The sequence below is a fragment of the Bradyrhizobium sp. genome, from assembly GCF_030693485.1.
Classification (GTDB): Bacteria; Pseudomonadota; Alphaproteobacteria; order Rhizobiales; family Xanthobacteraceae; genus Bradyrhizobium.
In genome coordinates this window covers 18,589-30,391 of record NZ_JAUYAN010000182.1, presented here as the reverse complement: position 1 = coordinate 30,391, position 11,803 = coordinate 18,589, and the positions used below count along the sequence as shown (strand labels likewise).

Below are 11,803 nucleotides of genomic sequence, written 5' to 3'. Positions count from 1 at the left end.
GTCACCCTGAGGTGCCGTAGCGCAGCGAAGGCCTCGAAGGGCGGCGGGGTTCATTCCGTCGCGAGATATTTCAACGCTCCCCTCCCCGCCGCAGCCCCCGTCGCGAACGACGCCTGCAGTAGGTAGCCGCCGGTCGGCGCTTCCCAGTCGAGCATTTCGCCTGCCGCGAAGACGCCCGGCAGGCGCCGGATCATGAAATCGGCATCGAGTTCGTCGAAGGCAATTCCGCCAGCAGTCGAGATCGCGCGCGCGATCGCCGCGACGCCGTTCAATTGAACCGGCACAGCGTTGATCAGGCCGGCGAGCCTTTCGGCGGATAGCGACGACAACGACGCGCCGGAGGCCACCGCCGCCTCCTGCAACAGCCCGATCCCGACAGGAGACAGATGCGCCGCCTTGCGCAGCCAGTTCGAGAATGATTGCTTGCCTTTCGGCATCGACAGCCGCGCCACCAGCTCATTGATCGAGAGATCGGGCCGCAAGGCGATAAGCAGCGTCGCCCGTCCCGAATCCACAATGGTCTCGCGCAAGTCTGCCGACAACGCATAGATCGCGCCACCCTCGATGCCGGTGCGCGTGATGACGGCCTCGCCGCGCACGATGTGGGCGCCGAACGTCAGCGCAATGCCCTTGAGCGGCAGGCCCTCGAAACGATCGCGAAAAATATCCGACCATGCGACAGTGAAGCCGCAATTGGCGGATCGGAGCGGCAAGATCGTCACGCCTTTCGAGCCAAGCGTTTCCGTCCATCCACCGTCAGAGCCCAGCCTTGGCCAGCTGCCTCCGCCGAGCGCGAGCACCGTGGCGCTGGCTTCGATGGTTTGCGTTCCGTCCGGCGTTTCAAACAGCAAACGGCCTTGCCCGTCCCAGCCGGTCCAGCGCTGGCGCAGCTTGAGTTGCACGCCCATCGAATCCAGCCGCCGTAACCATGCGCGCAGCAGCGGGGAGGCCTTGAAGGCTTTCGGGAACACGCGCCCGCTGGAGCCAACGAAGGTCGGCTGGCCCAGTTGCTCGCTCCATTGCCGCAGCCGATCCGGCGGAAATACCTCGATTGCGGCTGCGAGTTGCGGCATCGCGGCGCGGTACCGCGCGAGAAATGCGGGCAGCGCTTCGCTGTGCGTCAGGTTGAGCCCACCCCGCCCCGCCATCAGAAACTTGCGGCCCGCCGACGGCATGGCGTCATAGACGGTAACGCGCGCTCCACCCTGCGCCAACACCTCCGCCGCCATCAGGCCGGAGGGGCCGGCGCCGATAACGGCGACGTGGGTTTGCGCAATTGACATTGATGCGGACCCTCTCAGCAATTCGAGACCTCATCCAGAGGCGGCGCCTTCGCGCGTCTCGCAGGATGGCCGCGAGTTCCATCGTTGCCGACATCCTTCGAGACGCTTGCTTCGCAAGCTCCTCAGGATGAGGTCGTCACAAGCCCTTACAGCTTGATCCCCGCCCGCGCCGCGGCCTGGCCGACGTATTTCTGGGTTTGCTCGAACGCACCCTGCAGCGCCCGCGCCTTCGACATGTCGCTGATCTCGGCGAAGTGGGCTGCGACCGCATCGGGAGTCCAGTCAGACTGGGCGAGGTTGACGCCCTCGCTCTCCATGACCTTGATCACCGCGAAGGAGCCCGCGCCGGCGCCCATGATGGTGCGGGTCGGCGCATCCTCGCTGAGCAGGAACTCGATCGCCGGCGTGATCGCTTCAGGCCGCATCAGGCCGAGCGCCTGCGGCGGCAGCAGTTCCTCGGTCATCCTTGTCGCCGCGGTCGGCGAGATCGTGTTGACGCGGATGTTGTTCTTGCGGCCCTCCTCGGCCAGCACGTTCATCAGGCCGACCATGCCGGCTTTGGCGGCGCCGTAATTGGCCTGGCCGAAATTGCCGTACAGGCCCGACGACGACGTCGTGATGACGATGCGGCCGTAATTGCGCTCGCGCATGCCGTCCCACACCGCCTTGCAGCAATAGAAGGTGCCCGTGAGATGTACGTCGATCACCTTGGCGAAATCGGCGATCTCCATCTTGGAGAACGACTTGTCGCGCAGAATGCCGGCATTGGCGCAGAGCAGATCGACGCTGCCCCACTCGCTGGTGGCGCGGGTGACCATCGCCTTGACCTGCTCGTAGTTCGAGACGTCGGCGCCGTCCGCCATCGCGGCGCCGCCGGCCTTGCGGATCTCCTCGACCACGGTTTCGGCCGGAGTCAGCGATCCGCCGGTGCCGTCGCGGGCTCCGCCGAAATCATTGACCACCACCTTCGCGCCGCGGCTCGCCAGTCCCAGCGCATGCGCCCGCCCCAGGCCATTGCCCGCGCCGGTCACGATGGCGACGCGTCCGTCAAACCTGATTGTCATGTGAGCTTCCACTCTACTCGTCATGGCTGGGCTTGACCCGGCCATCCGCCTAAATTCTACGGTTTTTGATCAGCGATGGATTGCCGGGTCAAGCCCGGCAATGACGCGTTGGGTTGTCACGCGAAATAAATCAGACCGATCCAGTCGGCCACCAGGGCGGGTTTCGTCTCACCCTCGATTTCGACCGTCACATTGGTGCGCGACAGCAGTTCCGTCGGCTTGCGCAACGTCGCTTCCGTCAGGGTAAAGCGACCGCGGACGCGCGAGCCGGCGCGGACGGGCGACAGTAACCGCAGTTTGTCAAAACCGTAATTGACGCCCATCGTGGTGCCCTCGATCACGGGCATCACCTCGTAGGACATGATGGACATCAGCGACATCGTCAGAAATCCGTGCGCCACGGTGTTGCCGAATGCCGTTTCGCGTCTGGCGCGCTCGGGATCGACATGGATGAACTGATGATCCTCGATCACGTCGGCATAGACGTTGATCCGGCCCTGATCGACCAGATGCCATGACGACACCCCGACTTCGTGGCCGACCATCTTGAGGTAGGCATCCAGTGGGATCGGTGGCTTCTTCCAGACTTCATTCATGCGTCAATTCTCCGACCCGGCCGACCGCACCTTTTGCAGTTCCGGGAAATCCTCCTCGCGGAATTCATCGCCGCGTAACGGATCGCCGCGATCATTGTCGTGCTCCAGCCGGCGCAGCTGCACGCGGCGGATTTTTCCGGAAATCGTCTTCGGCAGTTCCGTCACCAGCTCGATCCGGCGGATACGTTTGAACGGCGCCAGCCGCCGGTGCAAGTGCAGAAAGATCGACAGCGCGGTTTCCGCAGACCGCTCCTGGCCGGAAACCAGCAGCACATAGGCTTTCGGGATCGCCAGCCGGATCGGATCGGGGCTCGGAACCACGGCGGCTTCCGCCACGGCTTCATGCTCCAGCAGGATGCTTTCGAGTTCGAACGGGCTGATCCGGTAATCCGATGATTTGAACACGTCGTCGGAACGGCCGACGAAAGTGAGATAGCCCTCGTCATCGGCGAACACCACGTCGCCGCTGCGATAGAGATCGCCGTCGGCGCCTGACAGTTTGCCGTCGTCGCCCTGATACCCCTGCATCAGGCCGGCGGGCCGCTCGTCGCCGAGCACCAATGTGACTTCGCCCTCCTTGGTAACGTGCCCGTCTATATCGGTGATCCGCACGCGATAGCCGGGCAGCGGGCGCCCCATCGATCCGATCTTTACTTTCTGTCCCGGCGAATTGCCGGCCAGCGCCGTGGTTTCGGTCTGGCCGTAGCCGTCGCGGATGGTCAGGCCCCACGCCGCGCGCACCTGGTCGATCACTTCGGGGTTGAGCGGCTCGCCGGCGCCGCAGACTTCGCGCAACGACACCTTGAAGGTGTCGAGCTTCTCCTGGATGAACAGCCGCCACACCGTCGGCGGCGCGCACAGCGTGGTGACACCGCAGCGGCCGATGGTCGCCAGCAAGCCCTTTGCGTCGAACCGCGGCTGATTGACCACGAACACGGTGGCGCCGGCATTCCAGGGTGCGAAGAAGCAGCTCCAGGCGTGCTTGGCCCAGCCCGGCGAGGAGATGTTCAGATGCACATCTCCCGGCTGCAGCCCGAGCCAGAACATCGTCGAGAGCGCGCCGACGGGATAGCTGCGCTGGCTGTGCCTCACCAGTTTCGGCTTTGCCGTGGTGCCGGACGTGAAATACAGCAGCATCGGATCATCGGCATTGGTCGGCCCTTCCGGCACAAACGCCTCCGGAAACTCTGCGGACTGCTCGTAGGCCAGCCAACCCTCTTGTTTCGACGACGCGTTGACAACGATGCCAACCAGATCGTCGCCGCCGAGCCCTGAAAACTTCGCGACCTGGTCCTGCGTCGCCACTACGATCCTGGCGCGGCCGCGATCGAGCCGGTCGCGCAATTCGTCCGGCGTCAGCAGCGTGGTCGCGGGGATCACGACCACCCCGAGCTTCATCGCCGCCAGCATGGTCTCCCACAGCGGGATGACATTGCCGAGCAGCAGCAGCAGATGATCGCCACGCTTCAATCCCTGCGCGCGCAGGAAATTTGCCACCTGATTGGAGCGGCGCGACAACACCTCGAAGGAGAGCTTGGTCTCGCGGTTGCTGCCGGCGTCGACGATCCATAGCGCCGGGCGATCCTTGCTGTCGGCGTTGCGTGCCAGTTCGGCGTCGAACCAGTCCAGGGCCCAGTTGAATGGCACCGGATCCGGCCAGCGGAATCCTTTCACGGCCGCATCGTAGTCGGTGCGGTGCTCGAGAAGGAAAGTGCGCGCGTCCTGGAATGTTGTCATGCTAGGCCCCGACCCGTCTTACCACATGCCCAACCTCATCCTGAGGAGCCGCGCCACTTGCGCGGCATCTCGAAGGATGGGCCGCAAGCACCGAACAACTCATCCTTCGAGGCCCGCCAAATACGCGAGCACCTCAGGATGAGGTCCTCACCTATTTTCCCGCCAACCCGCGCACGTGCCGGATGATCCCCGAAAAATCCACCCCGCCATGTCCCGCGGCATCAAACGCCTTGTAGATTTCCTGCGCGTGTTTGCCAAGCGGCGTCGCGGCACCCGCCGCATTGGCGGCGTCCTGCGCCAGAGTGAGGTCCTTCACCATCAGCACCGAGGCGAAACCCGGTTTGTAGTCGTTATTCGCCGGCGAGGTCGGCACCGGTCCAGGCACCGGGCAATAGGAGGTCAGCGCCCAGCATTGCCCCGAGGAAGTCGAGGCGACGTCGAACAGCGCCTGATGCGACAGGCCGAGCTTTTCAGCGAGCGCAAATGCCTCGCCGACCGCGATCATGGAAATTCCCAAGATCATGTTGTTGCAGATTTTTGCCGCCTGCCCGGCGCCGGCGCCGCCGCAATGCACGATCTTCTTGCCCATGTTCTCCAGCACCGGCTTCGCCGCTGCAAAAGCCTTGTCCTCGCCGCCGCACATGAAGGTCAGCGTCGCGCCCTTGGCGCCGCCGGTGCCGCCGGACACCGGTGCATCCACCGACCCGACGCCGTTCCTGGCCGCCAGCGCGTGCGCCTGCTTGGCGCTTTCGACGTCGATAGTGGAGCAATCAATGATCAGAGATCCCTTGGTCATCGACGGAATGACTTCATTCCAGACCGAGAGCACATGCTTGCCCGCCGGCAGCATGGTGATGACGACGTCGGCGCCCTTCACCGCGGCCACGGAGCTGTCGGCGATCCCTGCCCCGTCGGCCCTGGCCTGCGCGCGCGACGCCTCGACCAGGTCGAACGCGGTCACCTTGTGGCCGGCCTTGACCAGATTGGCCGCCATCGGCCCGCCCATATTGCCGAGACCGATGAATGCGATGCTTGCCATCTGAATTCCTCCGCTTTTTGGTCGCTGCTATTCTTATTGATCGAACTGGAGTTCGTCGGCGCCGATTTCGGCGAAGTATGGCGCCACCATCGCGGGCGTCACGTCCTCGATGCGCGGCGGCGACCATTTCGGGTTGCGGTCCTTGTCGATCACGGCGGCGCGCACGCCCTCGCGAAAATCATCGCTGGCGAACACTTCCAGCGCGGCACGATATTCCCGCACCAAGCACTCCTCCAGCGAGGATGATGCGCGCGCCAGACGCAGCAGTTTCAATGCGACCACCATGCCGCGCGGCGATTTCTCGTTCAATGTCTTGAACGTCGCCTGCGCCAGTTCCGATCCGTCGGCCTCCAACGCCCCCACGATATCCTGCATGCGGTCATGGCCGAACCATGCATCGATCCGCGGCTCGATTGCGGCGACCGGTCCTGACGTCTCGCCGGTAGCAAAACCGGAGATCAGGCTTGTGACTTCCACAGCGGTCACGCCGGGCCGAACTTTCGTCAGCGCCTCGCGCAAGGCCGCCAGTTTGCCTGACGGTACCACCGCGTCGGCAAAGCCGGCATACACCGCATCAGGACCGTTCATGGTCTGGCCGGTGAGCCCGAAATAAGTCCCGATCTCGCCCGGCGAGCGCGCCAGCAGCCAGGTGCCGCCGACATCGGGAAAGAAGCCGAGACCGACTTCCGGCATCGCGAGTTTGGTCCGTTCGGTGACGACGCGATGGCTGCTGTGCGCGGACAATCCGACGCCGCCGCCCATCACGATGCCGTCCATGAAGGACACATAGGGTTTTGGGAATTTGGCGATACGCGCATTGAGGGTGTATTCCTCGCGCCACAGGATTCTTCCGAGATCGCCTTTGACCTTCGAATCCTCATACAGCGCGCGGATATCGCCGCCGGCGCAAAGGCCCCGCTCGCCGGCGCCTTCCAGCAGGATCACCGCTACCGCGGGATCGGCCGCGAATGCATCCAGCGCCTTGTCGATGTCGCGAAACATCTCCAGCGTCACCGCATTGATCGCCTTGGGACGGTTGAGCCGGATGACACCGGCATCACCCTCGCGCCGTGCGATCAGGTCGGGTTCGGAGCCCGCAACAGCAGCAGCGGCCGTCATCGCGCGCCCTCGATCAGTTTCCGCGATACGATCAGCCGCATGATCTCGTTGGTGCCTTCCAGAATTTGATGCACGCGCAAATCGCGCACGATCTTCTCGATGCCGTATTCGCTGAGATAACCGTAGCCACCATGCAGCTGCAGCGCCTGATTGGCGACCTCGAAGCCGACATCGGTGCCGAAGCGTTTGGCCATCGCGCACAGCATGGTGGCGTCGGCGTCCTTGCGGTCGAGTGCCGCAGCCGCGCGCCAGACGAAAGTTCTGGCCGCTTCCAGTTCGGTCGCCATGTCGGCAAGGCGAAACTGCAGCGCCTGGAATTCGTCGAGACGCTTACCGAACGCCTTGCGCTCTTTCATATAGGCCAGCGACTTGTCGAGCGCGCATTGCGCGCCGCCGAGCGAACAGGCCGCAATATTGATGCGTCCGCCATCGAGCCCGGCCATCGCTATCTTGAAACCGATTCCCTCATCGCCGAGCCGATTAGCGACCGGCACGCGGACATTCTCGAAAATCACCGCGCGGGTCGGTTGCGCGTTCCAGCCCATCTTGCGCTCATTGGCGCCGAACGACAGGCCCGGCGTGTCGCCCTCGATCACCAGCGTCGAGATGCCGCCGGGCCCGTCGGCGCCGGTGCGCACCATCACCACATAGAGATCGCCCTTGCCGGCGCCCGAGATGAACTGCTTCTGGCCGTTGAGCACATAATGATCGCCGTCGCGTATCGCCCGGGTGCGCAGCGCCGCCGCATCCGAGCCGGAGCCGGGCTCGGTCAGGCAATAGCTCGCCAGCAGTTCCATGGTGCACAGTTTGGGCAGCCATTTGTGGCGCTGGGCGTCGTTGCCATAGGCGTCGATCATCCAGGAGGCCATGTTGTGGATAGAGATGAAGGCCGACACCGTCGGACAGCCCTGCGCCAGCGCCTCGAAGATCAGCGCCGCATCGAACCGCGTCATCCCGGAGCCGCCGACTTCCTCGCGGATGTAAACGCCGCCGATGCCGAGGCTCGCGGCCTCACGCATCACATCAACCGGAAAATGCTTCTCCTCGTCCCAGCGAACCGCATGGGGCGCGATTTTCTCCGCGGCAAACTCCCGCGCCATATCGCGAACCGCAACCTGGTCCTCGTTGAGGGCGAAGTGCATCGACGGTTAGTTCATCGTCGGAATCGAGAACTCCGCGCCTTCCTTGACGCCGGAGGGCCAGCGCGCGGTCACCGTCTTGGTCTTCGTGTAGAAGCGGATCGAATCCGGACCGTGCTGGTTGAGATCGCCGAAGCCGGACTTCTTCCAGCCGCCGAAGGTGTAGTAGGCAATCGGCACCGGGATCGGCACGTTGATGCCGACCATGCCGACATTGACCCTGGCGGCGAAATCGCGCGCCGCGTCACCGTCGCGGGTGAAGATCGCAACACCGTTGCCGTAGTCATGGTCGGACGGCAGCGCCAGCGCTTCACTGTAATCATGCGCGCGCACCACCGAGAGCACCGGCCCAAAAATCTCTTCCTTGTAGATCCGCATGTCCCTGGTGACGTTGTCGAACAGGCAGCCGCCCATGTAGAAGCCGTTTTCATAGCCCTGCATCTTGAAGCCGCGGCCGTCGACCGCGAGGGTGGCGCCTTCCTTGATGCCGACCTCGACGTAATCCTTGACGCGTTCCAGCGCCGCCCTGGTGACCAAGGGACCAAAGTCGGCGGACGGATCGATCGAGGTGCCGATCTTCAGGGCCTCGACGCGCGGAATAAGCTTCTCCATCAGGCGGTCCGCGGTGGTCTTGCCGACGGGCACCGCGACCGAAATCGCCATGCAGCGCTCGCCGGCCGAGCCGTAGCCGGCGCCGATCAGGGCATCGACGGTCTGGTCCATGTCGGCGTCGGGCATGATGATGGCGTGGTTCTTGGCGCCGCCGAAGCATTGCGCGCGCTTGCCGGTGGCGGCGGCGCGCTCATAGATATATTGCGCGATTGGCGAAGAGCCGACGAAGCCGACCGCCTTGATGTCGGGATCGTCGAGAATGGCGTCGACCGCTTCCTTGTCGCCGTTGACGACGTTGAGAATGCCCGGCGGCAGGCCGGCCTCGATCATCAGCGCCGCCAGCGCCATCGGCACGCCGGGATCGCGCTCCGACGGTTTCAGCACGAAGGCGTTGCCGCAGGCGATCGCGGGCGCGAATTTCCACATCGGGATCATCGCCGGAAAATTGAACGGGGTGATGCCGGCGACCACTCCCAGCGGTTGCCGCATCGAATAGATGTCGATGCCGGGCCCGGCGCCCTCGGTGTATTCGCCCTTCATCAGGTGCGGAATGCCGCAGGCGAATTCGACCACCTCGAGGCCGCGCTGGATGTCGCCCCTGGCGTCGGGAACGGTCTTGCCGTGCTCGCGCGCCAAGAGGTCGGCGAGCTTGTCGTAATCGCGCTGCGCCAGTTCGAGAAACTTCATCATCACGCGGGCGCGGCGCTGCGGGTTGGTGGCGCCCCATTCCACCTGCGCGGCCTTGGCGTTCTCGACCGCGGCGCGCATTTCCGCCTTGGAGGCCAGATCGACCTTGGCCTGGACCTCGCCGGTCATCGGCTCGAAAACGTCGGCCGTCCGCCCCGAAGTGCCGTTGACCTCACGGCCGCCGATGAAATGTCCGATTGCACGCATGTGAAAGATCTCCCTGGGTCCCGGCTGGATCGCTTTGTGACCCTTTGGACCCGCATTTTGCGGTATTCAAGTCCGAGATATTGCACCATAGATGTGCGGAAATGCGGGATCAAGCTGGCGCCATCGATTGGGACGACTTCCGGTTCCTATTGGCCATTGTACGCGGCGGATCGGTCTCCGCTGCCGCGAAACAGCTTGGCGTCGATCATGCCACAGTGATCCGGCGTGTCGACCGGCTGGAGCGGCATCTCTCCGCAAAGCTGTTCGACCGTCGCAAAACAGGATATTTGCTGACCGAAGCCGGCCAGCGCGTCGCCGACAGCGCCGAGGCGATGGAATCGACCATCGTCGCCAACCAGGAGGCCGTCGGCGGGTCGCGCGCCCATCTGACCGGCACGGTGCGGATCGGCGCACCCGATGGTTTTGGCAGTCACTTCCTGGCTTCCCGGCTGCTGCCCTTCACCGAGCGCTACCCGGATCTCGATCTGCAACTGGTCGCCACGGCGCGGCTGTTCAGCCTGTCGAAGCGCGAGGCCGATATCGCCATCAGCCTGACGATGCCGAAGGAAGGCCGGGTGGTCGGGCGCAAGCTGCTCGACTACAGCCTCGGGCTCTATGCCGCGCCCGCCTATCTCGACCGGCGACCTGACATCGCATCCCGCGCCGACCTGCCCGGCCACCGTTTCGTCGGCTACATCGAGGAACTGCTGTTCACGCCGGAACTCGACTACCTGCCACAGGTCTCGCCGAAGATTTCCGCCAAATTCCGCAGCGCCAACCTGATCGCCCAGCTGAACGCCACCATCGCCGGGTTCGGCATCGCGGTGCTGCCGCACTTCATGGCGACGGCGCATCCGGAACTGCGTCCGATCCTGCCGCACGAAATCTCGATCTCGCGCAGCTTCTGGCTGTTGATGCACGCCGACAGCAAGGATCTCGCGCGAATTCGCGCGGTTGCGGACTACATCTACGAGACGGTGGAGCGCGACCGCGCGTTGTTCAATCAGCCGTAGGGAACCACTTAATTCGACTGCGGACGGGATTTCTTCACGGGAGGCTTGTCTGGCGCTGCCCGGCCCAACGCGGCGTCGCGTCCGGCGCCCAGGATGGCATCCGACACTTCACCCGACCCGGCGATGCGGGCCAGCACCAGCGCTCCCACCATGGTCGACAGCGTCGCCAACGCCTGTTTGCGCGCGGCCTTGCGCGGAACCTCCGGGATCTGTTCGGCGAGCATGTCGACCATCTGCTCCAGCTTGGCCGCAAACGCCTTTCGGGTCTTCGGGCTCTCACGGGCGATTTCCGCGCCCAGCGCGGTAATGGCGCAGCCATGACCGAGATCGTCACGGTGCAGCGGCGTCAGGTAGGATTCCACGATGCTGGCCATGCGCTTTTCCTGCGGAACGGTTTCCGCCAGCTTGCGCCAGCGATCGGTCGACCGATCCATCGCGTAGGCGAAGGCCTCGATCACCAGCGCTTCCCGCGAATCGAAATGGGCGTAGAAGCCGCCATGGGTTAACCCTGCATCCTTCATCAGGTCGGCGACGCCGATGCCATGCGCGCCCTTCTCGCGAATCCTCACCGAGGCTTTCTTCACGATCCGGGCGTGGGTCTCGAGCTTGTGTTCCCTGGAATAGCGCATCGCCGTCCTGCACTCGCTGGTCTATGATATGTTTTCGATCATATAATAGCAGGTGCGACCGGCGAAAGCTGTATCTTATTTCGCGGGGGTCAACCGACCATCGAGAATGTCGCCGTCGCGTGCACCGCAAGGTTCCCAGCGCCGTCGTGGACCCAGCCTTCGGCGTAGCTGGTCTGGCGGCCGAGTTTTATCAGCTTGCCTTCCGCCGAGATGGTGCCCGACTTCACCGATAGCGGCCGCAGATAGGTCAGCTTCAGGTCGAGCGTGACGGCGCCCTGCCCGGCCGACAGCATGGTTGAAATCGCGCAACCCATGGCGGTGTCGAGCAGCGCCGCGGCGGTGGCCCCGTGCAGCAGTCCGATGGTGTTTTCCAGTCCTTCATGCGGCTGAAGCTCCATCACGATCCGCCCGGGTTCCGCCACCCGCAACCGAAAATCGATCAGCCGGGCCATCGGTGGTTCCGGCAGCACCCCATCGCGGATCGCGCGCATGGCGTCGAGCCCGGACATGCCGGCCGCCGCTTTCGCCACAGGACCCGGCGCCTGCCAGGCCACCACCCGCTCCCGCCGCGATCCAGCCGCGAACAGGTCTCTCGCCGTCGCCGTCGCATCAATGCCGTCAACCGCCGTCATGCGCATGCTCCATTATAAATGATGTTCATCATACTATCGAAGCGAC

At 64.2% G+C, this 11,803-nt stretch carries 11 protein-coding genes; 1 reads left to right on the top strand and 10 read right to left on the bottom strand.

The window, feature by feature from the left end:
- Nucleotides 1–50: 50 nt before the first annotated feature.
- The 8 genes from Q8N40_RS13840 to Q8N40_RS13805 all read right to left on the bottom strand — a co-directional run bounded on the left by Q8N40_RS13840 (nucleotide 51) and on the right by Q8N40_RS13805 (nucleotide 9,483).
- Nucleotides 51–1,283, bottom strand: a complete 1,233-nt coding sequence (locus Q8N40_RS13840) for a TIGR03862 family flavoprotein (RefSeq protein ID WP_305712216.1) — start codon at nucleotides 1,281–1,283, stop codon at nucleotides 51–53.
- 146 nt (nucleotides 1,284–1,429) lie between these two features.
- Entirely contained in the window at nucleotides 1,430–2,347 is a 918-nt protein-coding gene (locus tag Q8N40_RS13835) for an SDR family NAD(P)-dependent oxidoreductase (RefSeq protein WP_305712215.1), read from the bottom strand.
- A gap of 116 nt (nucleotides 2,348–2,463) precedes the next feature.
- Entirely contained in the window at nucleotides 2,464–2,943 is a 480-nt protein-coding gene (locus Q8N40_RS13830; protein WP_305321529.1) for a MaoC family dehydratase, read from the bottom strand.
- Nucleotides 2,944–2,946: 3 nt separating this feature from the next.
- Nucleotides 2,947–4,680, bottom strand: a complete 1,734-nt coding sequence (locus Q8N40_RS13825; RefSeq protein ID WP_305712214.1) for an AMP-binding protein — start codon at nucleotides 4,678–4,680, stop codon at nucleotides 2,947–2,949.
- Nucleotides 4,681–4,831: 151 nt separating this feature from the next.
- Complete coding sequence (gene mmsB / locus Q8N40_RS13820; protein ID WP_305712213.1) at nucleotides 4,832–5,719, bottom strand: 3-hydroxyisobutyrate dehydrogenase; 888 nt, start codon at nucleotides 5,717–5,719, stop codon at nucleotides 4,832–4,834.
- A gap of 33 nt (nucleotides 5,720–5,752) precedes the next feature.
- A complete protein-coding gene (locus tag Q8N40_RS13815; RefSeq protein ID WP_305712212.1) occupies nucleotides 5,753–6,838 on the bottom strand; it encodes an enoyl-CoA hydratase/isomerase family protein in 1,086 nt (361 codons plus the stop codon).
- A complete protein-coding gene (locus Q8N40_RS13810) occupies nucleotides 6,835–7,980 on the bottom strand; it encodes an isobutyryl-CoA dehydrogenase (RefSeq protein ID WP_305321525.1) in 1,146 nt (381 codons plus the stop codon). The genes Q8N40_RS13815 and Q8N40_RS13810 overlap by 4 nt, the downstream gene beginning before the upstream one ends.
- 6 nt (nucleotides 7,981–7,986) lie before the next feature.
- The gene (locus Q8N40_RS13805; protein ID WP_305712211.1) at nucleotides 7,987–9,483 is read right to left on the bottom strand and encodes a CoA-acylating methylmalonate-semialdehyde dehydrogenase; all 1,497 of its coding nucleotides are present in this window, start codon (nucleotides 9,481–9,483) and stop codon (nucleotides 7,987–7,989) included.
- A gap of 101 nt (nucleotides 9,484–9,584) precedes the next feature.
- On the opposite strand from Q8N40_RS13805, the gene Q8N40_RS13800 reads away from it, so the two are divergent.
- Nucleotides 9,585–10,496 carry a LysR family transcriptional regulator gene (locus Q8N40_RS13800; protein ID WP_305321523.1) on the top strand — a complete coding sequence of 304 codons (912 nt, stop codon included), beginning with the start codon at nucleotides 9,585–9,587 and terminating at the stop codon, nucleotides 10,494–10,496.
- An 8-nt stretch (nucleotides 10,497–10,504) separates the two neighbouring features.
- On the opposite strand, the gene Q8N40_RS13795 is transcribed toward Q8N40_RS13800, so the two are convergent.
- On the bottom strand, nucleotides 10,505–11,125 hold the full coding sequence (locus Q8N40_RS13795) for a TetR/AcrR family transcriptional regulator (RefSeq protein WP_305712210.1): 621 nt from the start codon (nucleotides 11,123–11,125) through the stop codon (nucleotides 10,505–10,507).
- An 89-nt stretch (nucleotides 11,126–11,214) separates the two neighbouring features.
- Nucleotides 11,215–11,757, bottom strand: a complete 543-nt coding sequence (locus Q8N40_RS13790) for a PaaI family thioesterase (protein ID WP_305321521.1) — start codon at nucleotides 11,755–11,757, stop codon at nucleotides 11,215–11,217.
- Between the last annotated feature and the right edge of the window lie 46 nt (nucleotides 11,758–11,803).

Excerpts from the sequence above, each read along its gene's own strand:
- Q8N40_RS13800 (WP_305321523.1), top strand. The coding sequence starts at position 9,585 with ATGCGGGATCAAGCTGGCGCCATCGATTGGGACGACTTCCGGTTCCTA.
- Q8N40_RS13795 (WP_305712210.1), bottom strand. The coding sequence starts at position 11,125 with ATGCGCTATTCCAGGGAACACAAGCTCGAGACCCACGCCCGGATCGTG.
- Q8N40_RS13825 (WP_305712214.1), bottom strand. The coding sequence starts at position 4,680 with ATGACAACATTCCAGGACGCGCGCACTTTCCTTCTCGAGCACCGCACC.
- Q8N40_RS13830 (WP_305321529.1), bottom strand. The coding sequence starts at position 2,943 with ATGAATGAAGTCTGGAAGAAGCCACCGATCCCACTGGATGCCTACCTC.
- Q8N40_RS13810 (WP_305321525.1), bottom strand. The coding sequence starts at position 7,980 with ATGCACTTCGCCCTCAACGAGGACCAGGTTGCGGTTCGCGATATGGCG.
- Q8N40_RS13805 (WP_305712211.1), bottom strand. The coding sequence starts at position 9,483 with ATGCGTGCAATCGGACATTTCATCGGCGGCCGTGAGGTCAACGGCACT.
- mmsB (WP_305712213.1), bottom strand. The coding sequence starts at position 5,719 with ATGGCAAGCATCGCATTCATCGGTCTCGGCAATATGGGCGGGCCGATG.
- Q8N40_RS13790 (WP_305321521.1), bottom strand. The coding sequence starts at position 11,757 with ATGACGGCGGTTGACGGCATTGATGCGACGGCGACGGCGAGAGACCTG.
- Q8N40_RS13835 (WP_305712215.1), bottom strand. The coding sequence starts at position 2,347 with ATGACAATCAGGTTTGACGGACGCGTCGCCATCGTGACCGGCGCGGGC.
- Q8N40_RS13815 (WP_305712212.1), bottom strand. The coding sequence starts at position 6,838 with ATGACGGCCGCTGCTGCTGTTGCGGGCTCCGAACCCGACCTGATCGCA.
- Q8N40_RS13840 (WP_305712216.1), bottom strand. The coding sequence starts at position 1,283 with ATGTCAATTGCGCAAACCCACGTCGCCGTTATCGGCGCCGGCCCCTCC.